The sequence below is a fragment of the Enterobacter sp. BNK-34 genome, assembly GCF_048684445.1.
Taxonomy (GTDB): domain Bacteria; phylum Pseudomonadota; class Gammaproteobacteria; order Enterobacterales; family Enterobacteriaceae; genus Enterobacter; species Enterobacter pseudoroggenkampii.
On record NZ_JBLQUA010000001.1, the window covers coordinates 3,972,409 to 3,998,636 of the forward strand.

At 48.2% G+C, this 26,228-nt stretch carries 33 protein-coding genes and 2 pseudogenes; 8 read left to right on the forward strand and 27 right to left on the reverse strand.

Translation table 11 applies throughout. The features are described from left to right. Positions 1-130 precede the first annotated feature (130 nt). On the forward strand, positions 131-370 hold the full coding sequence (locus ACMGG5_RS19455) for a DUF1883 domain-containing protein (RefSeq protein ID WP_024907074.1): 240 nt from the start codon (positions 131-133) through the stop codon (positions 368-370). Between the two features lie 30 nt (positions 371-400). Here ACMGG5_RS19455 and ACMGG5_RS19460 read toward each other — a convergent pair whose 3' ends face one another. Both ACMGG5_RS19460 and chaB read right to left on the reverse strand, forming a co-directional pair. Continuing rightward, the gene (locus ACMGG5_RS19460; protein WP_032647627.1) at positions 401-1,096 is read right to left on the reverse strand and encodes a gamma-glutamylcyclotransferase; all 696 of its coding nucleotides are present in this window, start codon (positions 1,094-1,096) and stop codon (positions 401-403) included. A 177-nt stretch (positions 1,097-1,273) separates the two neighbouring features. Further along, positions 1,274-1,504: a putative cation transport regulator ChaB gene (chaB, locus tag ACMGG5_RS19465; protein WP_008499518.1), complete on the reverse strand. Its 231-nt coding sequence runs from the start codon at positions 1,502-1,504 to the stop codon at positions 1,274-1,276. 270 nt (positions 1,505-1,774) lie between these two features. Here chaB and chaA point away from each other — a divergent pair, with 270 nt between their 5' ends. Beyond that, entirely contained in the window at positions 1,775-2,875 is a 1,101-nt protein-coding gene (gene chaA / locus ACMGG5_RS19470; protein WP_024907071.1) for a sodium-potassium/proton antiporter ChaA, read from the forward strand. Positions 2,876-2,969: 94 nt separating this feature from the next. Here chaA and kdsA read toward each other — a convergent pair whose 3' ends face one another. The 6 genes and pseudogenes from kdsA to hemA form a co-directional block, all read right to left on the reverse strand. After that, positions 2,970-3,824 (reverse strand): 3-deoxy-8-phosphooctulonate synthase, encoded by an 855-nt coding sequence (gene kdsA, locus ACMGG5_RS19475; RefSeq protein WP_023335996.1) that lies wholly within the window; start codon positions 3,822-3,824, stop codon positions 2,970-2,972. Between the two features lie 36 nt (positions 3,825-3,860). After that, positions 3,861-4,670 carry an invasion regulator SirB1 gene (gene sirB1, locus ACMGG5_RS19480; RefSeq protein WP_032647631.1) on the reverse strand — a complete coding sequence of 270 codons (810 nt, stop codon included), beginning with the start codon at positions 4,668-4,670 and terminating at the stop codon, positions 3,861-3,863. 41 nt (positions 4,671-4,711) lie between these two features. Continuing rightward, positions 4,712-4,795: pseudogene (locus ACMGG5_RS19485) on the reverse strand (siroheme synthase); the annotation flags it as partial. 8 nt (positions 4,796-4,803) lie between these two features. Next, complete coding sequence (prmC, locus tag ACMGG5_RS19490) at positions 4,804-5,634, reverse strand: peptide chain release factor N(5)-glutamine methyltransferase (protein WP_024907068.1); 831 nt, start codon at positions 5,632-5,634, stop codon at positions 4,804-4,806. After that, positions 5,634-6,716 carry a peptide chain release factor 1 gene (prfA, locus tag ACMGG5_RS19495; protein WP_021240360.1) on the reverse strand — a complete coding sequence of 361 codons (1,083 nt, stop codon included), beginning with the start codon at positions 6,714-6,716 and terminating at the stop codon, positions 5,634-5,636. The genes prmC and prfA overlap by 1 nt, the downstream gene beginning before the upstream one ends. A gap of 41 nt (positions 6,717-6,757) precedes the next feature. Further along, the gene (gene hemA, locus ACMGG5_RS19500) at positions 6,758-8,014 is read right to left on the reverse strand and encodes a glutamyl-tRNA reductase (RefSeq protein ID WP_024907067.1); all 1,257 of its coding nucleotides are present in this window, start codon (positions 8,012-8,014) and stop codon (positions 6,758-6,760) included. A gap of 326 nt (positions 8,015-8,340) precedes the next feature. On the opposite strand from hemA, the gene lolB reads away from it, so the two are divergent. From lolB to dauA, 4 genes are all read left to right on the forward strand, one after another. Next, a complete protein-coding gene (gene lolB / locus ACMGG5_RS19505; RefSeq protein WP_024907066.1) occupies positions 8,341-8,952 on the forward strand; it encodes a lipoprotein insertase outer membrane protein LolB in 612 nt (203 codons plus the stop codon). Continuing rightward, positions 8,949-9,818, forward strand: a complete 870-nt coding sequence (gene ispE / locus ACMGG5_RS19510; protein WP_420278382.1) for a 4-(cytidine 5'-diphospho)-2-C-methyl-D-erythritol kinase — start codon at positions 8,949-8,951, stop codon at positions 9,816-9,818. The genes lolB and ispE overlap by 4 nt, the downstream gene beginning before the upstream one ends. A 125-nt stretch (positions 9,819-9,943) precedes the next feature. Then, positions 9,944-10,891, forward strand: coding sequence for a ribose-phosphate diphosphokinase (prs, locus tag ACMGG5_RS19515; protein WP_003856663.1), 948 nt, complete (start codon positions 9,944-9,946; stop codon positions 10,889-10,891). Positions 10,892-11,015: 124 nt separating this feature from the next. Next, positions 11,016-12,695 (forward strand): C4-dicarboxylic acid transporter DauA, encoded by a 1,680-nt coding sequence (gene dauA / locus ACMGG5_RS19520; RefSeq protein WP_024907064.1) that lies wholly within the window; start codon positions 11,016-11,018, stop codon positions 12,693-12,695. Here the strand turns inward: dauA and ACMGG5_RS19525 are convergent. Both ACMGG5_RS19525 and ychH read right to left on the reverse strand, forming a co-directional pair. Then, complete coding sequence (locus ACMGG5_RS19525; RefSeq protein WP_048990645.1) at positions 12,681-13,739, reverse strand: MerR family transcriptional regulator; 1,059 nt, start codon at positions 13,737-13,739, stop codon at positions 12,681-12,683. The two genes, dauA and ACMGG5_RS19525, sit on opposite strands and share 15 nt — an antisense overlap. Before the next feature lie 119 nt (positions 13,740-13,858). Continuing rightward, entirely contained in the window at positions 13,859-14,134 is a 276-nt protein-coding gene (gene ychH, locus ACMGG5_RS19530; protein WP_024907062.1) for a stress-induced protein YchH, read from the reverse strand. 274 nt (positions 14,135-14,408) lie between these two features. Between ychH and pth the strand changes: the two genes are divergently transcribed. After that, positions 14,409-14,993, forward strand: coding sequence for an aminoacyl-tRNA hydrolase (gene pth, locus ACMGG5_RS19535; RefSeq protein WP_023336005.1), 585 nt, complete (start codon positions 14,409-14,411; stop codon positions 14,991-14,993). 126 nt (positions 14,994-15,119) lie between these two features. After that, positions 15,120-16,211, forward strand: coding sequence for a redox-regulated ATPase YchF (gene ychF / locus ACMGG5_RS19540; protein ID WP_020690896.1), 1,092 nt, complete (start codon positions 15,120-15,122; stop codon positions 16,209-16,211). Positions 16,212-16,264: 53 nt separating this feature from the next. Here ychF and ACMGG5_RS19545 read toward each other — a convergent pair. The 17 genes and pseudogenes from ACMGG5_RS19545 to ACMGG5_RS19625 form a co-directional block, all read right to left on the reverse strand. Then, positions 16,265-16,559 (reverse strand): annotated as a pseudogene (locus tag ACMGG5_RS19545) (YciI family protein). Between the two features lie 99 nt (positions 16,560-16,658). Beyond that, complete coding sequence (locus ACMGG5_RS19550) at positions 16,659-17,024, reverse strand: hypothetical protein (protein ID WP_024907060.1); 366 nt, start codon at positions 17,022-17,024, stop codon at positions 16,659-16,661. Positions 17,025-17,040: 16 nt separating this feature from the next. Then, complete coding sequence (locus ACMGG5_RS19555) at positions 17,041-17,421, reverse strand: hypothetical protein (RefSeq protein WP_047958859.1); 381 nt, start codon at positions 17,419-17,421, stop codon at positions 17,041-17,043. Between the two features lie 43 nt (positions 17,422-17,464). Then, complete coding sequence (locus ACMGG5_RS19560) at positions 17,465-17,941, reverse strand: hypothetical protein (RefSeq protein WP_061714950.1); 477 nt, start codon at positions 17,939-17,941, stop codon at positions 17,465-17,467. A gap of 26 nt (positions 17,942-17,967) precedes the next feature. Next, positions 17,968-18,450: a hypothetical protein gene (locus ACMGG5_RS19565; RefSeq protein ID WP_024907058.1), complete on the reverse strand. Its 483-nt coding sequence runs from the start codon at positions 18,448-18,450 to the stop codon at positions 17,968-17,970. 144 nt (positions 18,451-18,594) lie between these two features. Continuing rightward, on the reverse strand, positions 18,595-18,840 hold the full coding sequence (locus ACMGG5_RS19570; protein ID WP_024907057.1) for a hypothetical protein: 246 nt from the start codon (positions 18,838-18,840) through the stop codon (positions 18,595-18,597). A 173-nt stretch (positions 18,841-19,013) separates the two neighbouring features. Continuing rightward, positions 19,014-19,418, reverse strand: a complete 405-nt coding sequence (locus tag ACMGG5_RS19575) for a hypothetical protein (protein ID WP_420278383.1) — start codon at positions 19,416-19,418, stop codon at positions 19,014-19,016. Between the two features lie 411 nt (positions 19,419-19,829). Continuing rightward, on the reverse strand, positions 19,830-20,312 hold the full coding sequence (gene comJ / locus ACMGG5_RS19580) for a competence protein ComJ (RefSeq protein ID WP_048990650.1): 483 nt from the start codon (positions 20,310-20,312) through the stop codon (positions 19,830-19,832). A 630-nt stretch (positions 20,313-20,942) separates the two neighbouring features. Then, on the reverse strand, positions 20,943-21,263 hold the full coding sequence (locus tag ACMGG5_RS19585; RefSeq protein ID WP_071994458.1) for a hypothetical protein: 321 nt from the start codon (positions 21,261-21,263) through the stop codon (positions 20,943-20,945). A gap of 64 nt (positions 21,264-21,327) precedes the next feature. Continuing rightward, the gene (locus tag ACMGG5_RS19590) at positions 21,328-21,810 is read right to left on the reverse strand and encodes an SMI1/KNR4 family protein (protein ID WP_420278384.1); all 483 of its coding nucleotides are present in this window, start codon (positions 21,808-21,810) and stop codon (positions 21,328-21,330) included. Positions 21,811-21,913: 103 nt separating this feature from the next. Further along, positions 21,914-22,345, reverse strand: a complete 432-nt coding sequence (locus tag ACMGG5_RS19595; RefSeq protein ID WP_024907053.1) for an immunity 26/phosphotriesterase HocA family protein — start codon at positions 22,343-22,345, stop codon at positions 21,914-21,916. Positions 22,346-22,896: 551 nt separating this feature from the next. Then, positions 22,897-23,253, reverse strand: coding sequence for an SMI1/KNR4 family protein (locus ACMGG5_RS19600; RefSeq protein ID WP_024907051.1), 357 nt, complete (start codon positions 23,251-23,253; stop codon positions 22,897-22,899). Between the two features lie 225 nt (positions 23,254-23,478). Then, positions 23,479-23,835, reverse strand: coding sequence for a hypothetical protein (locus ACMGG5_RS19605; protein WP_420278385.1), 357 nt, complete (start codon positions 23,833-23,835; stop codon positions 23,479-23,481). A 240-nt stretch (positions 23,836-24,075) separates the two neighbouring features. Then, positions 24,076-24,285 carry a hypothetical protein gene (locus tag ACMGG5_RS19610; protein ID WP_267214969.1) on the reverse strand — a complete coding sequence of 70 codons (210 nt, stop codon included), beginning with the start codon at positions 24,283-24,285 and terminating at the stop codon, positions 24,076-24,078. Between the two features lie 279 nt (positions 24,286-24,564). Then, on the reverse strand, positions 24,565-25,008 hold the full coding sequence (locus ACMGG5_RS19615) for a DUF6386 family protein (RefSeq protein ID WP_061714945.1): 444 nt from the start codon (positions 25,006-25,008) through the stop codon (positions 24,565-24,567). A gap of 92 nt (positions 25,009-25,100) precedes the next feature. Continuing rightward, positions 25,101-25,571 (reverse strand): hypothetical protein, encoded by a 471-nt coding sequence (locus tag ACMGG5_RS19620; RefSeq protein WP_048990655.1) that lies wholly within the window; start codon positions 25,569-25,571, stop codon positions 25,101-25,103. A 137-nt stretch (positions 25,572-25,708) separates the two neighbouring features. After that, a complete protein-coding gene (locus ACMGG5_RS19625; RefSeq protein ID WP_024907047.1) occupies positions 25,709-26,227 on the reverse strand; it encodes a hypothetical protein in 519 nt (172 codons plus the stop codon). Position 26,228: the final 1 nt, after the last annotated feature.

A 26,228-nucleotide genomic window follows, 5' to 3' on the forward strand; every position in this document is an offset into this window, starting at 1 on the left:
ATTTTTGTTTAAACGTTATGCCATTTTTTGATCAAAATCATCATCCCTCGCCCCCCGCTTTGGTGTTATGCAATGAGTAATTTGTGAACAATATCACGCTCGGGATGGGCAAAATCGACGGGGTAAAAAAATGGCACTGGTAAAAACAAGTTTGAAACTGTTTGGCGGGGATACGGTAGTGGTGCGTTGCTCAGAGCGCTGTCGTATTCACCTGATGAGTGCGAAAGCACATAAACAATCCCAGGCGGATATTCTCACCGTGCAGGATGATAAAGCGTGGCTTACCGTGCCGTATACCGGCACGTGGGATGTGCTGATCGACAGCCACAGCCAGTCGCTGGAGCATTCCGTCAGCTACGTGGCTGCATAATAATAAACGCCCGGCGAGCCGGGCGTATCATCAGGCAAAGCCCGGTCGCAGCGTGCCGTTGAGCGGGTTCCCTTCCAGCAGCGCCTTCACCTTTACCACCAGCTCATTCAGACAATCGTCTTTCATGCCGAGGCGGGTCAGCTCCTGATCCAGGGAGAAGAGATATTGTGCATTGGTCCCCAGCGGTCCGCTGGCGGCAGCAATCAACGGGGCTATGACCTGCGTGCGAGTGTCCGCTTCATACAGCGGATGACGCGGGTCCATAATAAACACCAGCGCATTGACGGTGCGTCCGTCGTCCAGCTCCAGCTTGCACCAGCTCGGCATATAGCAGCCGGTGATCATCTCACGCTTCCAGAGCAGCGTAAGCTCCTCTTCCAGCGAGGCATCAGGAAGGCGATACGCCACGCCCGTGGTGCGCCCGCCCTCTTTCAGTGCAAGCATACGTCCCGGCTGGCACGCGCTGCCGCGTCCGGCCGTCAGACGCAGGCAAAATGCGCGATGCCAGCCAGGCAGCGTTCCCGTTGCCGATTCGACAAATTCCAGAGCCGGGTTCCACATCAGGGAACCGTAGCCAAAAATCCATACCGGGCCATCATCCGGGCGGCAGGCAAGCGTGGCAGCAAGTGACGCCGCACGTTGTTCAGCTGACCAGAGAAGCGATTCCTCAATAGCACCAAATGCCGTCTTACAATCTGCCTTCATTAAGAAATCACGCGTTAACACTTTACACCTCCGCCACTGCATGCTTCCTTGCGACATCTGTAATTCGCCTTCCCGGCATTATGTGCTGGTCATTTTGCCAGCAGTTAAATAACGATAAGCAATTAGCGGACCAGTTGCAATACAACGGCAGTTCAACCGCCTGAAAAGTCAAAATGAAGGCAGCGAATTATTTCACGGCTATTTCTTTTTATGCCATTTATCGTCGTCTCCTTTTTCATATTCATGTTTTACGGCGGCCCAGGCGACTTTGTGCGCTGTCTCTTCACGGCTGGCATCATCCCGGCGATCGTCCTTATCTTTGTATTGATCCCAGGCGCTGTTAAACGCCTCTTTGTAGATATCCTGCGCGTGAGCGGGCAGCACGTTTTGCACGTTGTCTGGTAATTCGCGTTTCGTTTTATATGGCATCACTCACCTCTCTTTTGCTTAAAGAGATAAGTGTGGACGACGATATGGCAGCGTGCCACCCGGCCTTAATTTATGGTTTCAAACTAAATGTAATTTATTGTTATTTAATAAGTATTATATGAAAACCATCAATTACAGGAGTCAGGTATTAAATTTATGACAAAGGGTAAAATTAAGTAAAAAATAAAGGGTATTTAACAGAGATCTGTTAGTTTAATGACCTCAAAAATCTATCTATAATTACAAGCACCTGCATTGATGGAGAAGCTCATGACAGCAACACACGAGGCGGTAAAGACCCGCCACAAGGAGACGTCACTCATTTTCCCGGTTCTGGCACTGGCTGTGCTGCTCTTCTGGGGAAGCAGTCAGTCACTGCCAGTGGTGGTTGGTATCAATATTCTTGCCCTGGTCGGCATCTTAACCAGCGCGTTTAGCGTCGTTCGCCATGCGGACGTCCTGGCCCACCGTCTGGGCGAGCCGTACGGATCGTTAATTCTCAGCCTTTCCGTCGTGATTCTCGAAGTCAGCCTGATTTCCGCGCTCATGGCGACCGGCGATGCCGCGCCGACGCTGATGCGCGACACGCTCTACTCTATCATTATGATTGTGACGGGCGGCCTGGTGGGCTTCTCTCTGCTGCTGGGCGGGCGCAAGTTCGCGACCCAGTATATGAACCTGTTCGGCATTAAACAGTATCTGATTGCCCTCTTCCCGCTGGCCATTATCGTGCTGGTCTTCCCGATGGCGCTGCCGGGCGCGAATTTCTCTACCGGTCAGGCACTGCTGGTCGCACTGATTTCCGCCGCCATGTACGGCGTGTTCCTGCTGATTCAGACCAAAACGCACCAGAGCCTGTTTGTGTATGAGCATGAAGACGACAGCGACGACGATGACCCGCACCACGGTAAGCCGTCGGCCCACAGCAGCGCGTGGCATACGGTTTGGCTGATCGTGCATCTGATTGCGGTGATTGCCGTCACCAAGATGAACGCCAACCCGCTGGAAACGCTGTTAACCGAGCTGAACGCGCCGGTAGCGTTTACCGGCTTCCTGGTGGCGCTGCTGATCCTGTCTCCTGAAGGGCTGGGTGCGCTGAAAGCCGTCTTAAACAATCAGGTGCAGCGCGCAATGAACCTGTTCTTCGGTTCCGTGCTGGCGACCATTTCACTTACCGTTCCGGTGGTGACGCTGATTGCCTTTATGACGGGCAACGAGCTGCAGTTTGCGCTGGGTGCGCCGGAAATGATTGTGATGGTGGCCTCGTTGCTGCTGTGCCAGATTTCGTTCTCCACCGGGCGTACCAACGTGCTGAACGGCGCGGCGCATATGGCGTTGTTTATTGCGTACTTAATGACGATTTTTGCGTAAGATTGATCCGGTGCGGCCTGATGCCCTCACCCCAACCCTCTCCCACAGGGAGAGGGAGAAAACATAAAAAAACCCGCCGAAGCGGGTTTTTTTATTAGTTGCTGGTATCCAGCTCGTCGAAGCTCTTCACCAGATCGTCAATCGCTTTGATCTGTTTCAGGAACGGCTCCAGCTTATCCAGCGGCAGCGCAGATGGGCCGTCGCATTTCGCATTAGCCGGATCCGGGTGCGCTTCAATAAACAGACCTGCCAGGCCGGTCGCCATACCGGCACGCGCCAGCTCGGTCACCTGGGCACGACGGCCACCGGATGCGGCACCGAACGGGTCGCGGCACTGCAGAGCGTGCGTCACGTCGAAAATCACCGGAGACTGGCCGGAGACATTTTTCATCACGCTGAAGCCCAGCATGTCGACAACCAGGTTGTCGTAACCGAAGTTAGCACCACGGTCACACAGGATCACCTGATCGTTACCGCCTTCGATAAACTTATCAACGATGTTACCCATCTGACCTGGGCTCACGAACTGCGGTTTTTTCACGTTAATCACGGCACCGGTTTTCGCCATCGCCGCCACCAGATCAGTCTGGCGAGCCAGGAATGCCGGGAGCTGGATCACATCAACCACGTCTGCCACCGGCTGCGCCTGAGAGGCTTCATGCACGTCGGTGATCACTTTCACGCCAAAGGTCTGCTTCAGCTCCTGGAAAATCTTCATCCCTTCTTCCAGGCCCGGGCCACGGTACGAGTTGATGGAGGAGCGGTTGGCTTTGTCAAAAGAGGCTTTAAACACGTACGGGATGCCCAGCTTCTGGGTCACGGTCACGTAGTGTTCGCAGATACGCATGGCGAGATCGCGGGATTCCAGCACGTTCATGCCGCCAAACAGGACGAACGGCAGGTCGTTTGCTACCTTGATATCACCAATGCTAACCACTTTTTGTTTCATAGGATCGCCTTATTCAGGTGTGAATCGGAATTAAGATTAATGCAGTGTAATTTGCTTGTGCGAGATCGCGTTGATCTGCGCACGAATCATTTCGCTAATAGGATCTTCCGGACACTGCTCGACGAAATAATTCAAATCATTCAGCGCCACGTGCTCACAGTCGAGCTGGGCATAGATCAGCCCGCGATCGCGAATTTCGTACGGGTCTTCCGGGTTGAACTGCAGCAGTACTTCACTGGCGCGCAAGGCCAGCTCCATCTGACGCTCTTCCATTAATGCAGACTTCAGCGTATCCAGCAGCTTGCGAATGACCTCTGCGTTGTCCGCCTCGTCGAGATCTTCGTTGAAGAGTTCGGCCACCGGGCTGATATTGCCTTTCAGCCACACGTCCAGCGTATGTTCATCCAACGTGTCGCCGTTGAAGGGATTAATGAGCCACATTTCGCCGTCCAGCCACTCTGCACGCAGGATCATCTGCGTCGGGAAAATGACCGGGACCAGCGGAATATCCAGACGCTGTGCGACCCATAGTAAAATAGACCCCAGCGCCACGGCGCTGCCCTGACGATTTTTTAAGACCTGGTCCAGCCATAATGCGTCAGACAGGCGATATACGCCCCGCGTGTCGCAGAAACCCCATTCGCCGTAGAAAAGCTCCAGCAGCTTCTCTAGTTGCCAGTCTTGCGGGCGAGCCTGATTAATCTCTTCACGCGCCAGGCTGACCAGATTCTCCAGCTCATCATAGACAAACTGCGACGTAAAATCGTCGCGAATCATCTCTGAAATCAGGATCATGCCATCGCAAAGCGGCACTTTATTAAATTCGAAATCGGCTAAGGACCTCATGACTTACCCCAGTAACGCCTGAGCGAACAATGACGCTCAGGCGCGATAAAACTCAAAACGATGTAGATGATAACGCCAAACTGCCTTTCAGTCAGCCTTACGCCTTTATCAGTAAATGGCAGATACCCGGAACTCAAGACCACCGCCCCAGCGTCAGGCGTTCGTTGCCGCCGTAGTCGCGGCAGGTTTCGACAGCGTCATAACCTGCTTGCGTAAACAGTGCGCGCACGGCTTCTCCCTGCGTCCAGCCATGCTCCACGAGCAGCCAGCCGCCGGGAAGTAAATGTTCCCGTGACGTTGTCACAATGTGATCAAGATCGGCTAATCCCGTGTTGGCAGCCACGAGCGCCGTCAGCGGTTCGAAGCGAACATCTCCCTGCGCAAGGTGCGGGTCATGTTCATCGATGTAAGGAGGATTGCTGACAATCATCGCAAATATGCGATTCTCCAGCGCGGAAAACCAGCTGCTTTGCAGCACCGTCACGTTGCGGACCCCGAGACGTTCCACGTTACGCTGCGCCAGCGTCACCGCGTCGGGCATGACATCCACCGCCGTCACCGTACAGTCGGGCCGCTCGGTGGCGAGCGCCAGCGCGATAGCACCTGTTCCCGTCCCGAGATCGAGAATACTGCAGGCCGCCGCCGGTAAACGCGCCAGCGCCTGCTCCACCAGACATTCGGTGTCCGGACGCGGGATTAGCGTCGCCGCCGAGACGTACAGGGGTAACGACCAGAACTCACGTTCACCGACAAGGTGCGCCACCGGCTCGCCGGTTTTACGACGGGCAAGCAGCGCAGCGAGCTGCGCTTCCTGCTCCGCGGTCAGTTCGGTTTCACCAAAAGCCAGCAGATACGTCCGGGCTTTACCCGTCACATGCTCAAGCAAAATTTCGGCATCGCGTTTCGGGCTTTCGCTTTCGGAAAGCTCACCTGCCGCCTCACGTAACCAGCGCTGAAAATCCATTATTCCTGCTCGGACAGCGCCGCCAGCTGGTCGGCCTGGTATTCCTGCACGATAGGCTCAATCAGCATGTCCAGCTTCCCTTCCATCACCTCGTCCAGACGGTACAGCGTCAGGTTGATGCGGTGGTCGGTTACACGGCCCTGCGGGAAGTTGTAGGTGCGGTTACGGTCGCTACGATCGCCGCTCCCCAGCAGGTTACGACGCGTAGACGCTTCCGCCTGCTGGCGTTTCGCCATTTCGGCCGCGTGGATACGCGCGCCCAGCACGGACAGCGCTTTGGCTTTGTTTTTGTGCTGTGAACGCTCGTCCTGACATTCGACGACAATGCCGGTTGGCAGGTGGGTAATACGGATGGCGGAGTCGGTGGTGTTAACGTGCTGACCACCCGCGCCAGAGGAGCGGAAAGTATCAATACGCAGGTCCGCCGGATTGATGTCCGGCAGTTCCGCTTCCGGCAGCTCCGGCATCACCGCCACCGTACAGGCGGAGGTGTGAATACGGCCCTGAGATTCGGTGGCCGGTACGCGCTGCACGCGGTGACCGCCGGATTCAAACTTGAGACGACCGTACACGCCGTCGCCGCTAATCTTGGCGATAACCTCTTTGTAGCCACCATGTTCGCCTTCGTTGGCGCTCATGATCTCCACGCGCCAACGACGCGACTCGGCGTAGCGGCTGTACATGCGGAACAGATCCCCGGCAAACAGTGCCGCTTCGTCACCGCCGGTCCCGGCGCGGACTTCCACGAACGCGTTACGCTCGTCGTCTGGATCTTTTGGCAGCAGAAGCACCTGAAGCTGCTGCTCCATCTCTTCAGAACGCGCTTTCGCATCCTGCAACTCTTCCTGCGCCATCTCGCGCATTTCAGGATCGTCGAGCATCATCTGCGCGGTTTCGATATCTTCCTGAACCTGTCGCCAGTCGGTAAAGCATTTAGAAACATCACTTAACTGCGCGTATTCACGTGAGAGCGCGCGAAAACGCTCCTGGTCCGCAATGGTCCCGGCATCGCCGAGCAGCGCCTGGACTTCTTCATGGCGCTCGTGCAGAGCTTCCAGTTTAGCGACGATAGAAGGCTTCATAGGCGTAAGTGCACCTTGTCTTAGAAAATGGGTATAGGGCGCTATTCCAGCCCGAGGCTGTTGCGCAGAATAGTCAGGCGTTCATCATCCCCGTCACGGGCAGCCTGCTGAAGAGATTTGGTTGGTGCATGGATCAGGCGGTTGGTCAGTTTCCACGCCAGGTCCTGCATAATTGCATGTGCGTCGCCGCCCTGTTCAAGGGCCGCTAACGCTTTGGCTGTCAGGTCGTCACGCACCTGCTCCGCCTGTCCGCGATACTCGCGGATGGTCTCGCTGACGCTTTGCGCGCGCAGCCAGGCCATAAACTCACTGGTTTCCTGCTCAACAATGGTTTCCGCCTGCACCGCCGCCGCTTTACGCTGGGCGAGGTTGTGCGAAATGATGCTTTGCAGGTCATCCACGCTGTAGAGGTAGGCGTTAGGCAGCTTGCCCACTTCCGGCTCAACATCGCGCGGGACGGCAATATCCACCAGCAGCATCGGCTGATTACGACGGGACTTCAGCGCACGCTCCACCATCCCTTTTCCGATAATCGGCAGCGGGCTGGCGGTCGAGCTGATAATAATGTCCGCCTCTTTCAGACGTTCATCGATGTCGCTCAGGGCAACCACCTCTGCGCCCACTTCATCCGCCAGCACCTGCGCGCGTTCGCGGGTGCGGTTAGCGATAATCATCTTTTTCACTTTATGCTCGCGCAGATGGCGCGCCACAAGTTCGATGGTTTCGCCCGCGCCCACCAGCATCACGGTGACGGTGGAGAGGGATTCAAAGATTTGGCGCGCAAGGGTGCAGGCCGCGAAAGCAACGGAAACCGCACTGGCACCAATGTCGGTTTCGGTTCGCACACGCTTCGCCACGGAGAACGACTTCTGGAACATGCGCTCCAGCTCGCTGGCCTTCAGATGCCCTTTTTGCGAATCCGCAAACGCTTTTTTCACCTGCCCCAGGATCTGCGGTTCGCCGAGCACCAGCGAATCCAGCCCGCTGGCGACGCGCATCAGATGGCTGACCGCATCGTTGTCCTGATGCCAGTACAGACTATTGCGCAGTTCGTCTTCGTTGAGATTGTGGTAATCGCATAGCCAGCGGATAAGCGCTTCATGCAGGTTGTCCTGCTCTTCCACGCTTAAATAGAGCTCGGTACGGTTGCACGTCGAGAGCACCACGCCACCCTGCACCATCGGCTGTGCAAGCAGGCTGTCCAGCGCAAGGTCGAGCGTATCTGGCGAAAACGTTACGCGTTCTCGCAGCGAAACCGGGGCTGTTTTGTGGTTGATGCCGAGTGCTAATAGGGTCATGTTGAGCGGGAGTAGTACCAGCGTTAATAAGGTTAGCAGAACGCATCATACAGGATGCGCGAGATCAATAAAAGAGACAGCCCCCTTTCGGAGTAATAGCTTATACCCGTCATACTTCAAGCTGCATGCGCGTTGGCTGCGCTCTTTCACCCCAATCACATAGTTATCTATGCTCATGGGGATTCACTCTCTTGCCGCCTTCATGCAGCTTGAATTATTTAGGGTAGATACAACGCTTTGAGATAATTTGAACGTAGACGGTAGCCCCCTTCGACGCTAGCATTAACAGTTATAACTGCAACGTATCTCAAGGATTTGTCCTTATTATGACCCGACTGATTCGCCTGCTGCCGCTGGCAGCACTGGTTCTGACCGCGTGTACCGTCACCCAGCCAAAAGGCCCGGGCAAAAGCCCTGATTCACCGCAGTGGCGTCAGCACCAGCAGGACGTCCGTAATTTGAACCAGTACCAGACCCGCGGCGCGTTCGCTTATCTCTCTGACGAACAAAAAGTTTATGCCCGCTTCTTCTGGCAGCAGACGGGTCAGGACCACTATCGCCTGCTGCTGCTGAACCCGCTGGGCAGCACCGAGCTGGAGCTTATCGCGAAACCGGGCGAAGCGCAGATCACCGATAACAAAGGCCAGCACTACACCGCGACCGATGCCGAAGAGATGATTGGCAAGCTGACCGGGATGCCTATCCCGCTCAACAGCCTGCGCCAGTGGATCCTCGGCCTGCCGGGTGACGCCACCGACTACACCCTGGACGATCAGTATCGTCTGAGCCAGGTGAACTACACCCAAAACGGTAAAACCTGGAAAGTGGTGTACAGCGCCTATGACAGTAAGAGTAAACCGTCGCTGCCATCGAATATGGAGCTGACCCAGGGCAGCCAGCGTATCAAGCTGAAAATGGACAACTGGATCGTTAAATGATGACCCAATGGCCCTCTCCGGCAAAGCTGAACCTGTTCTTATACATCACCGGCCAGCGCGCTGACGGTTATCACACCCTGCAGACGCTGTTTCAGTTTATTGACTATGGCGACACGATCTCCATTGAACTGCGCCAGGACGGGCAGATTTGCCTGCTAACGCCGGTCGAGGGCGTGGCACATGAAGACAACCTGATCGTGCGCGCCGCGCGTCTGCTGATGAAAGCCGCAGCGGAATCGGGCCGCCTGCCTGCGGGAAGCGGTGCGGATATCCGTATCGAGAAGCGCCTGCCGATGGGCGGCGGTCTGGGCGGCGGCTCATCTAACGCCGCGACCGTGCTGGTTGCGCTGAACCACCTCTGGGGCTGCGGGCTGTCGACGGACGAACTGGCAACTCTGGGCTTGACGCTGGGGGCGGATGTCCCGGTGTTTGTGCGCGGTCATGCGGCCTTTGCTGAGGGCGTGGGTGAAATCCTCTCCCCGGCTGAACCGCCTGAGAAGTGGTATCTGGTTGCTCACCCTGGCGTGAGCATTCCGACCCCGGTCATCTTTAAAGATCCTGACCTGAAAAGGAATACCCCGGTTCGGTCAATAGAAACGTTATTAAATTGTGAATTCAGCAACGATTGCGAGGATATCGCAAGAAAACGTTTTCGCGAGGTTGATGCGGTGCTTTCCTGGCTGTTAGAATACGCGCCGTCGCGCCTGACTGGTACAGGGGCCTGTGTCTTTGCTGAATTTGACACCGAATCCGCCGCTCGTCAGGTGCTTGAGCAAGCGCCGGTTTGGCTGCATGGTTTTGTAGCGCGTGGGATGAACATTTCCCCCCTACAGCAGGCCATTCTGGCGCAGACTGAGTTTCGGTGACAACGTCACCCTGTTCCAGACGTTGCATCGCGCTCTTTAATACACCGCCTGGATAGCCTTCGCCTGGCCCGCACAGTTTGCGGCGAACGCTATCCACCACTGGACGCATGCCTGAGGTTCTTCTCGTGCCTGATATGAAGCTTTTTGCTGGTAACGCCACCCCGGAACTAGCACAACGTATTGCCAACCGCCTGTACACTTCCCTCGGCGACGCCGCCGTAGGTCGCTTTAGCGACGGCGAAGTCAGCGTACAAATTAACGAAAATGTACGCGGTGGTGATATTTTCATCATCCAGTCCACCTGTGCTCCAACGAACGACAACCTGATGGAACTGGTTGTTATGGTCGACGCCCTGCGTCGCGCTTCCGCAGGCCGTATCACTGCTGTAATCCCTTACTTCGGCTATGCCCGCCAGGACCGTCGCGTCCGTTCCGCGCGTGTGCCAATTACCGCTAAAGTTGTCGCTGACTTCCTGTCCAGCGTAGGCGTTGACCGCGTACTGACCGTTGACCTGCACGCAGAGCAGATCCAGGGCTTCTTCGACGTCCCGGTTGATAACGTATTCGGCAGCCCAATTCTGCTGGAAGACATGCTGCAGCTGAACCTGGATAACCCAATCGTAGTTTCTCCGGACATCGGCGGCGTGGTACGTGCTCGCGCTATCGCTAAGCTGCTGAACGATACCGACATGGCGATCATCGACAAACGTCGTCCGCGCGCTAACGTTTCTCAGGTGATGCACATCATCGGTGACGTGGCTGGCCGCGACTGCGTGCTGGTCGACGACATGATCGATACCGGCGGTACGCTGTGTAAAGCGGCTGAAGCGCTGAAAGAGCGTGGTGCTAAGCGCGTATTCGCTTACGCGACCCACCCGATCTTCTCCGGCAATGCCGTAAACAACCTGCGCAACTCCGTTATTGACGAAGTTGTGGTATGCGATACCATCCCACTGAGCGACGAGATCAAGGCACTGCCAAACGTGCGTACCCTGACCCTGTCCGGGATGCTGGCCGAAGCGATTCGTCGTATCAGCAACGAAGAATCTATCTCAGCAATGTTCGAACACTAATCGAACACGGCCGAAAAACCCGCTGCGGCGGGTTTTTTTGTCTCTGAGTTTTATTTGTATGATTAATGCCTCCTTCACCTGCCATTCACATGACAGATGATGCGCATACGGATGATAGATAATTGTGAAAAACGTAACCTCCTCACATGTTCTGCCCTTTCGCGCCCTCATCGACGCCTGCTGGAAAGAGAAGTACACCTCCTCACGCTTTGTGCGTGACCTGATTGCCGGGATCACCGTAGGCATTATTGCCATCCCGCTGGCGATGGCGCTGGCGATTGGCAGCGGCGTTGCGCCGCAGTACGGTCTGTACACCTCGGCCGTTGCCGGGATAGTCATTGCCCTGACGGGCGGCTCTCGCTTTAGCGTCTCCGGCCCGACCGCCGCCTTTGTGGTGATCCTCTACCCCGTTTCGCAACAGTTTGGTCTGGCAGGCCTGCTGGTCGCCACCCTGATGTCCGGGGTCTTTTTAATTCTGTTTGGCCTGGCCCGCTTTGGGCGGCTGATCGAGTACATCCCCCTTTCCGTGACGCTGGGGTTCACTTCGGGGATTGGGATCACCATCGGAACCATGCAGATTAAGGATTTCCTCGGCCTGCAGATGCCCCACGTACCGGAACACTACCTGCAAAAAGTGGGGGCCCTGTTTATGGCGCTGCCGACGGCCAACCTGGGCGATGCCGCCATTGGGATTGTGACGCTGGGCACGCTGATCGTCTGGCCTCGTCTGGGGATCCGTCTGCCGGGCCACCTGCCCGCGCTGCTGCTGGGCTGCGCGGTGATGGCCATCGTCAATATGTTCGGTGGTCACGTCGCGACTATCGGCTCGCAGTTCCACTATGTTCTGGCGGACGGTTCACAGGGTAGCGGCATTCCGCAGCTGTTGCCGCAGCTGGTGCTGCCGTGGGACATGCCCGGCTCCAGCTTCACCCTAAGCTGGGATTCCCTGCGCGCCCTGCTTCCCGCCGCGTTCTCTATGGCGATGCTGGGGGCGATTGAATCCCTACTCTGTGCCGTGGTGCTCGACGGCATGACCGGCACCAAGCACAAAGCCAACAGCGAGCTGGTCGGCCAGGGATTAGGCAACCTTGTCGCGCCGTTCTTCGGCGGTATTACCGCAACGGCAGCCATCGCCCGTTCAGCTGCAAACGTGCGCGCGGGGGCAACCTCACCCGTTTCGGCGGTTATCCACTCCGTGCTGGTGATCCTCGCCCTGCTGATCCTCGCCCCGCTGCTCTCCTGGCTACCGCTTTCCGCCATGGCCGCCCTGCTGCTGATGGTGGCCTGGAACATGAGTGAGGCGCATAAGGTGGTGAACCTTCTGCGTCGCGCACCGAAAGACGACATCATCGTGATGCTGATCTGCATGTCGCTGACCGTGCTGTTCGATATGGTTATCGCCATCAGCGTCGGGATCGTGCTGGCTTCTCTGCTGTTTATGCGCCGCATTGCGCAGATGACGCGCCTTTCCCCGGTTAACGTGGAGGTGCCTGACGATGTGCTGGTGCTGCGCGTGATTGGCCCGCTGTTTTTCGCCGCGGCGGAAGGTCTGTTCAGCGATCTGGAATCCCGCATCGCGGGTAAACGGATTGTGGTGCTGAAATGGGATGCCGTACCGGTGCTGGATGCAGGCGGCCTGGATGCCTTCCAGCGCTTTGTTGCACGTCTGCCGGAAGGCTGTGAACTGCGGGTGAGTAACCTGGAGTTTCAGCCACTGCGCACCATGGCGAGGGCGGGCGTGCAGCCGATCCCTGGCCGCCTTGCCTTTTATCCTAACCGTGAAGCCGCATTAGCGGATCTGTGAGCCACCTGGTGCAGAGAAACGTCTTTGCATCATCACCCCGATCGCCTGCTGGAGCCAAGCAAGCACGGCAGGCGTCATCCAGGTTCCCTTCATCAGATGCGGCTCCTGCTGCATGGCCGTGCGAAACTTATGCTGAGTCTCCGGGCTGGTGCCCGCGTAAGACTGGAACAATGTCAGCCAGTTTTCAGCCAGCTTTTGCGCATCGTCAGAGGCGGGGTCGATATTTTCCCGCAGCGCCTGATGCAGTTTTGCCACCAGCGGCGGCCACTCCATCATGCGGTCAAAGTAGTGTGCCCGGGTAAAGGCCATCTCTTCGGCAGTGAGATACTTCTCCCATATGTTGAGCTTTGATTCCGCAAACGCGCGCGTGATGTAATCCGTCATCTCCGGCGTGATACCGGTCTGCACCTGCATCTGCGGTTCAACGCTATGCATTTCATTCAGCCGGGTGAGAAATTCCGGCTTGCCCGCCGTATCCTGCTCCAGGCGTTCCATCCAGCGCGTCGCCAGGTCCATGGCCCGCGGGTCCGTAACGGGTATGTGCTGTTTCAACAGCGTGTTTGCCTCTGCAACCAGCCCTGACCAGATAGCCGCCAGCGCATCCTTCTGCACCGCAAACGGGAGCTGCTGTAACTCTTCTTTGCTAAACCAGCGATCGTACATATTCATTAACTCCAGAGTCTGTAGCCAGGATTCCAGATCCGGCGTCGCATCGTCGAGAAGCCCGGTCCGCAGCTCCACCAGCCGGTCGCGCAGCGTATGTATGCTGCGCAGCTGTTTATCCAGCAGCGTGATTTGCGCATCGAGTAACTCGGTCAACGACAGCGACTCCTGTTCCAGGAAATCCCTGATTTCAGCAAGTTCCAGCCCCGCTTTTGCCAGCGCCTGAATCATGTGCAGACGCTGGACATCAGCCAGGTTGTAAAGCCGATAACCTGCCGCGCTTCTGGCAGAAGGCAGCAACAACCCTGTTTGCTCATAGTGGTGCAATGTCCGCACGGTGATCCCGGCACGTTTCGCCAGCTCACCCACCTGAATCAACATAACTGCTCCTTTTCTTTGCCAGTGGCATCACTCTGGAGCCTTACGTTACGTGAGGGTCAACCTTTGATGCAAAAAAAACGACTCCCTCAGGAGCCGTTTCAGTGTTCTTTATCATAGCACTAGCTGTGCTTATGCTGGTCGCGACGACAGCGTTTATCGTAGTGGCGCACCCACCAGTATTTGTCACACACTTCCTCATGGCCACTCACGCGTGCTCCCGCCAGCCACAACACTGCACCAATGAAGATGCTCAATATCGCGCCATGCGCAAAGTATTGCGGAAGATCAAGCTGCGGCAGCTGGTTTAAAATTGAATAACCCACGCCGGCTACCATCACGAACAGCCCCAACCCCATCAGCACGTTACCGAGTAACGAAGCGTTTTTGCGTTTCATGTGTCACCTCCGGAACTTTGGGTTGTCAGGGGAAAAGCCCCTAATCCTTGTGTGTAAAGTATAGACAACGCCCCTTTTATGAGTTGCGTGAATGATCACAATTACAGATAACTCCCAAACAAAAGTTTACAAATAACACTTTGAACAGCTTGAAATTCTAATTGTTCAAATCAGAAATTATTCGTATTTCGCTTCGACGATCGCAGAATTTTGTCAAGCGGCGCGCCAGACAGTAAACTACGCGCCAGATCTGGAACCCATTAGGAATTGAATCGTGACGATTAAACTGATTGTCGGCCTCGCCAACCCGGGCGCAGAATATGCGGCTACCCGCCACAATGCCGGGGCATGGTATGTCGATCTGCTGGCCGAGCGGTTACGTGCTCCCCTGCGTGAAGAACCTAAATTCTTCGGATATACCTCACGTATCAACCTTGCTGGCGCGGATGTTCGTTTACTGGTGCCTACCACCTTTATGAACCTGAGCGGTAAAGCCGTGGCGGCAATGGCAACGTTTTATCGCATCAACCCGGATGAAATTCTGGTGGCTCACGATGAGCTGGATCTCCCGCCTGGCGTAGCAAAATTCAAACTGGGCGGCGGGCACGGCGGCCACAACGGTCTTAAAGACATCATCAGCAAGCTGGGCAATAACCCGAATTTCCACCGTTTGCGCGTCGGAATCGGCCATCCGGGCGATAAAAACAAAGTTGTCGGTTTCGTACTTGGTAAGCCCCCGGTTTCTGAGCAGAAACTGATTGACGAAGCGGTAGACGAAGCGGCGCGCTGCACCGAAATCTGGCTAAAAGACGGGTTAACCAAAGCGACAAACCGCTTACACGCTTTCAAAGCGCAATAATCTGCCCGATCCGGCTTTTTTACCGCGCGTCATGCGGGTTACGTGTATAATAGGCGTAGTTATTTACTTTTCATCAATCGGTTATCGTTAACGGATTGATTATCAAGATATTAAGGTGATTTAGAAATGGGATTCAAATGCGGTATCGTCGGTCTGCCAAACGTGGGCAAATCCACCCTGTTTAACGCGCTTACCAAAGCGGGTATCGAAGCGGCGAACTTCCCGTTCTGTACCATCGAACCTAACACTGGCGTGGTGCCAATGCCTGACCCGCGCCTGGATCAGCTCGCGGAAATCGTGAAGCCGCAGCGTATTCTGCCGACCACCATGGAGTTCGTGGACATCGCGGGCCTGGTAAAAGGCGCATCCAAAGGTGAAGGCCTGGGTAACCAGTTCCTGACCAACATCCGTGAGACCGAAGCGATCGGCCACGTTGTACGCTGCTTCGAGAACGACAACATCATTCACGTAGCGGGTAAAGTAAACCCGGCTGAAGATATTGATGTCATCAACACCGAGCTGGCGCTGTCGGATCTTGATACCTGCGAGCGTGCGATCCACCGTATCTCCAAGAAAGCCAAAGGTGGCGATAAAGATGCCAAAGCCGAGTTGGCGGTGCTGGAAAAATGTCTGCCACAGCTGGAAAACGCGGGCATGCTGCGTTCTCTGGATCTGAGCAAAGACGAGAAAGAGCTCATCCGCTACCTGAGCTTCCTGACGCTGAAGCCAACCATGTACATTGCCAACGTGAACGAAGACGGTTTTGAAAATAACCCGTACCTCGATCAGGTGCGTGCTATCGCCGAGAAAGAAGGTTCTGTCGTGGTTCCGGTTTGTGCCGCAGTAGAAGCCGATATCGCCGAACTGGATGACGAAGAGCGTGATGAGTTTATGGCAGAACTGGGCCTGGAAGAGCCCGGGCTGAATCGCGTTATCCGTGCTGGTTATGCCCTGCTCAACCTGCAGACCTACTTCACCGCTGGCGTGAAAGAAGTGCGTGCCTGGACCATTCCAGTGGGTGCAACTGCGCCTCAGGCTGCGGGTAAAATCCACACCGACTTCGAGAAAGGCTTTATTCGTGCGCAGACCATCGCGTTTGAAGATTTCATCACCTACAAGGGTGAGCAAGGCGCGAAGGAAGCCGGCAAGATGCGTGCGGAAGGGAAAGAATACATCGTTAAAGATGGCGATGTGATGAACTTCCTGTTCAACGTCTGAGTCGTCTTGAATGAAAAAAAACCACGCCCTGGCGTGGTTTTTTTATTGCGGGGTCAAAAGACATTGTCTAAGAGTTCTGTTTTCATGCTGGGTTCAAAAGGAATGATTTCAGCCGTCGCGAGCTTTAACCTCTGAAAAAGGATCCTCGCGTAATCGCTCTTCAAGAGAGGCAAGACTCTCACATTTCGCGAGAATGACCCCACCGATTCTCGGCACCCGTTTTCCGGATGCGAGGAAAATTCCCTCTGCATACCCTTTTTTTAGCCACTCGACATGCGCAGGTATTGCTGCGTCAATCTCTTCGAGTGGTTTGATATAGGTTAAAATGACAATATAAACCGTGCTCATCCTTTGCCTCTCAGCTGTGTTTTTAGCCGTTTGTTGGAATTGCTTATGCAGTTCCTCTGTTGCCATCGGGTATCGTTATCATTTTGGGCACATTTGATCTTAATATGCAGGGCCCGATCGAGACAACGCGTTATTCTTCCTATTCCACGAATAGAACCAGTCATGCCAGCCGTTTTGCTTTACCACATAGCTACAGGCCACAATTACTTCCTTTGACTGGTTGAAAGTTAAGTAATAGAAAATAGCGCCTTCAGGAGGTGCAGACCAAAATAGTTTTTCGCCCTGAGCACTGAAGATGGTCAAAATAGTTGGTAATGGCTTTGGTTCGCTTAACGCAAAGACTAACTGGCGTGTTGAGTCGACCATTGCAGAGTCTAAAAATGGCATCCTAACCCGTATGTTACGTTCAGCACACGCCCACTGAAGCAGGTCATTTTCTTTAATACAAATGAGATTTTCAATCATCGGTAAACCTCAACTTTTAAAGTTTGATCTGTTTCAAATCACCTTCAAAAAGCCCCACAAGATATACCCGGTATCGTGCTGGCTGCACTTCTTTATACGTTAATACAGTAGAAAATTCCTTTACACACTTTGAACAAGTGTTTTTCGAAACATATAATTGGCTTTCATCGTAGATATACTTCTTATGTTCACTAACAAACTTCACACCTCTCATTTTCTTAACAAAAAAGTCTTTCACCTCTTCAGAGAGCGAGTCAAATTCATATGAGTTTACGATAGAATAGATTATTACTCCCTCGCATTCAGGGCATGCTATTTCTGCGCCAGAATCTAAAAAGTCATTATCTATGCCATCCAGGACTAGTACCTTCTTTTTCAGTCGATTAGTTATTCTCATTTTCTATAACCTTTTAATTTTATTAATCAATAATGTCATTCAGTCAAACATTCCATTCGATATAAATTCCACAGTCGAAGCTTTTCTCATTAGACTGTACAATAATGCTTCCCCACTCATGATGCCACTGAGTTCCGTATGGAGGCGTACTAATTTTAAGTTTAGGGCGTGAGGTTATTTCACTATCAACCCATGCTGTCAAGCGCTGTTCTTCTTCAGATAAATTACGCAAATTGGCTCTTTTATCCCAATCCCATAAAGTTTTATAAAAATTCCCATTCTTACTGGTAAGGAATATGCAAGGAGAAAAAGAAAACACAGAAGGCCTCAGTTCTAATATGAAAGTTTGATCTTTCCAATCGATATTATCAATAGAGAAATAATAAGAGCCTATTGTATTCAACGGAGAGAATAACATGTAAAATTCGGAGTTTTTAAAAGTCTCAACATCCTTTAACTCGAGGGGGTAATTGTTAATAGCCACAAAGCCACTATTAACATCAAAATTCATTTCTAACATATCTAAACCACCTTGTCTGGAAGTGACTACATTATATTCCAGGTTAAATATATCCCGTGATTAAATGATTTTATCTCATATGAGACAGAAACCCGCCCCCATTCAAAGCGCCACCTAATCATGTCTGTTTCCGTGGTATCAGGCGTGTCCAGATTGAGTGATTCTTTTAGCCAATCAGATAAGCTTTTCACTGATTCATTTAGCATGTGAATATTAGCTCGCGCATTCCAGTCATTTAATGCGTTATAATACTGACTGTTTTTATCAACAAGATGAAGCATAAAAGGAAAACCATAGCACAACGGGCGTATAGTAACTTGAAATTCTTTGTCGAAAAACGCTACTGAGTCAACAAGGTAGTGATTCGGCATGGTTTTATTTACAGCTTTTCGCTTGTTTAATTCGTGGTATAATCCACTCTTACAAAATCCTTCTTCAGTATCAATTCCCAAAGGAAGATCATCAAATGTCAGATCACCGGTAATCGGATTTAAATTGAATTCAATCATGTTCCCCTGCTTTACTTTTGACTGTCTAACAAGATCTTAATGATATAGTCGACTTAACATGATAACAACTATATGACGATAATTTTCCGTGTAAAATCACATTTGTTATAACATTTACAATAATATCCACATAGCAATAAAGTCTTATTGCCAATGGTGCAATAAGTCAATCCACATTTCTTTTTCCCCAGCGATAACTTTTATGCCATCTTTATTTTGTTTTACATACTGCATGTATGTTTCATAAATAGCTCTTATCATCACCGTTTTTTCAGAGCGAGATCCTTCAATCAAAGTCATTATTTTTTCTAAATAAATTGATGAATTCACTCTTTCGTTGAAAAAAACAATGAGGTAATCGAGTACTTCGTTATATGAATCGTAATTCATGACAGGCTTCTCTGAGCTCTTATTTCGATTTATTTTAGTACATCCAACTTTTGGTTGCGCCTAAAACAGTGTTTCCATTTAACAAAGGAGTCATGTATGCAAGCGTTAATTGATACTGGAACGCTACGCATGGAGATTCTGGTTGGTTTGTACACCTGTTTAAGCAATAAAAACTAATCATTTTCTATGTCAGGAGGAGGAGTCGTAATGCCAAGAACATCTCGCCCAAATCGAATTTCATCGTTGGTTTTCTTTTTTAATTTTAGGATTATAACACCCAGTAGAGCATTGTTTTTATCTGAATAAATTTTAAAGGAAAATGACTTAGTTAGGATATTAATTACTAAGACAGTTTCTTCATCATAGTTTTCAAGAGCAATAATTAATTCATCAAGACCTTCTACCTTCAACCCTGTAAGTTTTGTATTATTTTTATGCGCTTTCATTATTCGCAACTCATCTTGAGTATTGTTTATAAATGATGCACATTGAAGATTATTCTTTTTATTTAGAGAAGAATTATATTCATCCGGAATTTTTTCTCGCGCATACTCAATAAGGTCATCATCATTTATCATGGTAAATTCGCCTCAACGTAGCCTCTTAGAAGTCCTTTCAGAATGATTTCATGTTCCTTCATGCGTCAAAAGAAGACTCCCACGACCACGAGTCACCTTGTAAAGGAGTCTATTGAAAGTGCAGTGTCTATATCTGATCCACGCGACCGCGCTGTCATCTCTCTTCATTTCTGTACCTCAGAGTAATCGGCCAGTTCAAAAAATACCGGAACTGATTGTCGTGCAACCCTGCCGGTGCATCATCGCCGTCAATACGCGGCAATGAGCGATCGAGACGGTAGAATTCATCGCATGCGCTCAACAGCCCTGCGTGCGGAAGGGAAAAATTGCATCGTTAAAGATGGCGACATAATGATCGCCTTCTTTACGTCTGATTCTTTATAAATTAATCTTCTTTGGTTAGCTTTAAATTTAAAAAACACCTTCTTTAAGAGGATGATTTTTTATTCCACCCCAGGGATCGTCTAGCAAAAACTTAGCTGCAACAGTTTCTTTTGTCGGTACGAGCGTGAAATTATAATAAATTTCATCTCCTTCACAAACTTCATAAAACAGTGAATAAGTTTTATCATTTAATCCTAAGCTTAAATCAAATTTTTCAGTTGCTGAAGCGACTTGTAATTTATGTTGTTCCGTAACAAAAAATGGCACAACGATGCAGCGCTGAGAATTATCATCTAAATTGAAAGATTGTTCTACTTTAATATTCACGTTTGCGCCAAATGCATCATCTGGCAATGGATCAAATATGACATAATCCTTATGAAGTACAGCACCTTGTGAAATATTTCCTTTCCCCCACTGACTCAGTTTCTCATCATAGTCTCGGGATCGTAACAATATTTGACTATGCGAAATCAGTAGATTAACTATTTGTATGTTTTTATTGTTCATTACCTTACCTCGATTTTTATTCTCGTTACACCTGACTGCTCTGATAAAAATGTTACCAATATTACAACATGCACCACAATTACTGCTCTTTGATATCCGTCATCTCTTGCCAGTTTTGATTATAAAAATTTATTGCCATATATTGAACAACTGCCTCCATATCTCCTGTTCCTCATGAGCAATGACTCTATAATCTTGAGTCTTTCGTCTATATACCATAAAGCATGAGTCTATAGATTGAATAGAAACCGTTTTTTCTTTTCGACAACCCTCTAAAATAGATTGCATATCCTGGAGGCAATTATAATCAAGAATATATTTTTGAAAAAATAATTCCAGAAAATCCAATGCTTCATTATAAGATTGCAAATTTATCATAGTTCCTCTGAGAAAATATCAATCTTGTCGTAATTAATAACTCTATTTTCAGCATGCAGCTGTTGAACACGACCCTGGTCGTATTCAGGGTATGAACTGTAAAGCTACAGACAACATTTACTTCCTTTGACTTTTTCAATTTTAAGTAAAAAAACGCCTTCAGCCGGTAAAACAAAAGTATTTTTTCTTCCTGTACTTTGAAGATTATCTGAATGGTTGATTAGTGCTCTTCAGAATTTATTTTATGAGGGATTATCTCTCCTCTATATGGTATGTATTTCTATTACTCCAGTAAATAATTTTATATTTACCAAATTTGATGTTTTGTTCTTTATAATACTCTATTACTTCAGATGGATACCAACCATGTCCAAATAAAAAAAGAGCACCTTCGTCAACTAACAGTCTTATTATTCGTTGTTTATTCTGTTCGTCAATTACAGGTATAACCATAAACTCATCTTTTAATGAAAAACCTATCGCCTGCATTTTTTTAATTAAACCACTTCCCAAAACACGTATTTTTATACTAGTCCCAGCCACATCAATAACAACAATTGAATTATCTGGCATCTTATTCAATTTACATTTACCCTTATTAATTGTAGTGAATATATTGCTAACATTCAATGGCTTCTTATGAAAGATCTTCTTCTGTTACCAATCCATTAACAAAGATGGAAAATGAATTTGTCAGATATCTTTGAAGTTTTATATGATTCTCTTGCATAGTCAAATACTCATCAAAAGAATCTGTAGCAAAGTATACAATTGAGTAATTATCTAAATCCAGACAGAAGAAATTCCCTCCCCAATCATTTGCGAAGGGAAAAAGGTTTTTTGGGATCACTTGCCTATCCAACATGCTGACATAGCAACCATCAATTAAAGATCCAGGGTCATCATTTGTCTGACTATTATAAATAAACGGTTTAAACCCAGCCACCTCTACTGGTTCAAAATCTTCATCATCGGCCCACCAACTTTTCTCAGGAGTGCCACCATTAAATTGCAGATAATGTGAAATGAAATCATCAGGAAGAATAATAGATAATTCTTCTTCATTTTTAGCAATATCTGCACGTCCAATCTTTTTTTCACAGTTACTGAAATGATTCATATATTATTTGGCCAGATGATCAAAAAAATCGCGAATTTATTTAAGGTGTTTATGAGCTGTTGCTGTATGAAAATTAGCTTAGGAAGCCCGCCTCCCCTGATGATCAAATATTTATCAGAACATTGTCGACAAGCTCAAAGCCTGAAACCCCCATTGTTGTGTAATTTGGATATTCAGCAACAGATAAACGCCTGATTTCGTCCTCCCCATCATATAAGCCGCCAGCATAATTAAATATTTTTAATTCTTTTTTTTCTTCAGTAAGATTAGCGTGGCCAATAATTTTCCAAATGCCTTTGCTAATATTCTGATTGCCAGTGAAAACAACCTTCATCTCTTTGCCAAACTTTTCAAAAGATAAAGGTCTCAGTGAACTGTTATCTTCAAGCTCCTCCGTATTCTGTATTGATAAAATGCAGAAACCTATTGCTTGCTTAAACTTTTCTTTTGGAGCAAATACAATCTGGCAAATCGCAAATTTCCCATTACTCATCGGAATGACAAAGATGTCACCCTCTTTGTATTTTACTTTCATAAGCTATTACCTTTCAGAATTGATAACGCATCTTTCAATACTTTTCCACCCCAATCACTGTTATGACCCGCAATATCCTATGTGCTAGCATTTAGGTTATAAGGACTAAATGATCTGATTTTATTTATGAGATTTTTTAAGGAGATCACTGACTTAGCTCCACCATTAAGAACCATAATCCTTTGTACCAAGAATTTAATTTCCGCTTTGGTCAAATTATTATCAAACATAATCAACTGTTGCAAATGTGATTTACCCGGTGTATTCGCATGGCTATTCAAACGAGCTGGAGCTTCCCCACGTCCTCCATAGATAATATTCTTTTCATCGTGAAGGGTTATCGTCCCGCTCTTCCCACACCAGGTTATTGCGGCAATCGTAATCCAGGCAGAGAGACCAGCGGTGGATCGCGGGTGTGGAAGGGGAAGATTATATCATTAAAAATTGCGATTTGATAAACTACTTTTTACTATTTGATTTGTTTTGAAAAAAATTCACGATTTGACGAGGATTTTTCAATGTTCTGAACTAGATGATTAATAAATCAAACATTATAGCCTAAATATGCTATTACTTTCTTTATCCATGTCCAGACTTCCTAACGCTCCAAGATCTAAAGAATAAATCTCATCAGTACCTTTACGCAAATTCAAAAAGTATCCCAAATCACCATCTTGACCAATCAATAAAACGTCAGGCTCCACCGATTGAATTGTGTATGTATTATTTCTTTCAAGCAAGTCAAAACAATTGAAAACATAAAGCTGGCCACCATTTGCTCGTTGAATTTCATAAGAGTAGCTATCTTTGACGTTCTCAATCATAAAGCGCTTATATTCAGAAGGTAAAGACATGTGTATAATCTTTTCAACTTCATTTAACTGATCAATTAAATCTTGCTTTTCCATATCGGCTTACCTATAAATGAATAAATCCTATATTGAGATAAATATTATCTCCATTAGGTTCGCATTTATTGAGGAATTAGTTGTAATTATTAATAAGGGCAATTATTGTTTCTTTCCTGAAACTAACCAGCCATTAATTGCATAATAAAAAATGGAATAAAAAAACCAATTTTTCTTATCAATGTTCTATATATTCAGCGCAATGGTTAAAGATTGATAGAATCTTTATTTATAAACACCAAGCTCTTCAGATCTTGAAATTAATTCATCTTGTAAGGAGCCTTGTATTTCATCGCCGTCATATTCAAGTTTAAAATCCCCATCAATATTTGGAGGGAAACGTGAACCATCGATTGTTCCGAGAACAGTAGAAGTTGTATCTACAATGACCAACCTAAGGAAATTGAAAATTTTCTCCTGTTCTTCTGGGGATAGTTTATGAATTACACTTCTTGCCCGCGAATAAGGATCATCATCACCATTTGACTTGGATAAATCAGATAGATTATCAATATAATAATTTAGCGTATCGCCTAAAAGCTCGGCAAGTAATGATCTCACAACTAACTCATCTTTATTCACATTATCTCCTACAATTACTTTTACCTTTAGGTTTTGATTTTCTCATTTCAGGATACATTGCTTTATTTTTTGCGATTAATTCCTGAAGAACGCTGTTTGCAATGTCTTGATAAACTCGCCTTAATTCTAAGATGTCTCTAGCAAGCAGTTCCCTCGCATTAGCAAATGGTTAGCCAGTTGAAGGATTAATTTTCTTCGTGAAACAATACCGACACCTTCTTTTGATATAGTATGGCTTTCTTAAGGTACTAAAATTGACGGGCCAGTTTTAGGGTCATAACCTTCTACAAGATCTTTCATAGTAGCTTTTTGCCCCGCTTGATGAGCATCAAGTCCTGTGTTACCTCGCAAAACTATATCTCTCAAATCAGTGTAGACGTAGGTCAGCGTCACGTCTCCATGCAGTTCCTTCAGCAGGCTGAACCCTTCCCGGACAAACCAGGTGGTCACCAGCTTACCGGCGGGCTGTCCGCCCAGCACCTGGCGGCTCGTTGGCGGGTAAAACATCCCGGCGATGCAGAAGCCCGAGGAGGTCGTACTCGCTGCGGGTGGTCAGCAACTACGGGGGCTATCCTGAGGTTGGGGTTATTCGTCACGAGTATAATGACCGATTATGGAGGTTAAGAGTAAGCAAAGTGCAAAAAAGCAAGCAAGGTGCGTGCAGAAGGAAAAAGAAAATTGTTAAAAATGACTATGTGATGAACTACTTGTATTATTCTATTTTTTCATTCAAAGATAAACTCCCTCTTCTAATGAGTTTTCAGTAATCGTTGCTTTTGCAAAGGAAATTAGAATATTTGAATCTTGCTTTTTATATTTAACTTCGTAACTACCAGGTTCTAAAGTAATAAACTCACCTGAAATGGCATCTGAGTCGTCAGGCTCAAGATCTCCGCCAGTGACATCTTCTCCCGCCCCAATGAAAACCTTTCCAGAAGGTACGTTTAAAAATAGCGACCCGGTACATTCATCAACATCTCTTTTAATATGGACTTTATAGGTTCCATCATCTCCAAGATTGAGAAATAACACATTACCTTTATTTATTTCTTCAACTTCATCTTCTGGAAGGCTCCACCAATCTACATCATCGTTAAGTCTATGTTTTAGTGACATTAAATCATAAATCACAATTGTTGCTGTATTTGTTTGGAAATGTATTATTGCATGCATAATTTTCAATACTTAATCTTTTATGAAATAATTAAAAACACTATTATGTCAAGTTATAATCTGTAGTATCAATCCCAACTCACATTTCAGCGTTATATTTTTTGAGGATTCCAGTCAGAGTAATCAGCTACACGGATTTCATTAAGAACGAGATCCAGTGGAACATGTGCAATGCTATCTGCGATTTCATCATAAGGCGCTGGCAACTCAAATGAAAAACCAAAGTCGTCATTTATAATAATGAAACCATTAAAAATGCGTTGTTTATTAGTCAAGTCGATTATTTGCCTCATCGTTTGACCTGGTTGTAATATGTTATTATACCTCCCCTTATAGCTTACATTACAACCAATCGAAATGATCGTTCCATCTTCAAGGGTAGCGATTGTGATAGTGTCATCTACAATATATGCAAGCCTTTTCTCATCATCAGGCAAAAAATAATCAAAGTAATTTACCTTAAACCCGGTATATAACTCATTCATATATTTACTTATATTTTCACCCAAAAACACGTTACCTAGCGCTCTCCCTGATAAAATATCAGCATTAAAATCAATCATTTACACCCATCCATTCGGAAAAAGAATTAAATTATAGTAAATTCCATCTCCTTCACAATTCAGCGCAATGGTTAAAGATTAACATGATGCATCTACCATTGCACACTCAAAAAAAATGGTATGTTGGAAATATATTTTTACCCTTTAGTGATTACAATGCTCCTATGATCTGTCTCATTTTTTATCCATAACATTTCATCTTGAGGTAACGATCCATCACTGCAGAAATCTACAAGTTCACCTTGCCAATCATCAGGAACATATTTGTGATAATGCATACTTTCGACATATTGGGAATATAGTCTTTTATTATCAAAGTCTATAAACAAATCTGGCATTAGATCATATATATCCCACCAGGTGGTTTTTTGCGAAAGCCTATTATAAAACTCCTCAGCTATATCATCCTTATTATATAAATAAGCATCTTTAATTAAACCATCAATGAATATCTTTGCGTTTTCTTCATTTACAACTGGTATGTTATATCTTTCCTTATGAATATCCTGTAGGTTTATTTCCATCCCACTTCTCACAAAATCTTCTACCCATTTTGCTCTGTCTAAAACCCACATTTCTTTAAAGGCCACGAACCAATAAAATCTTCCTTCGTTCTTTATTATCACAAGGAGTTCTTCATCTTTATTAATATTCATA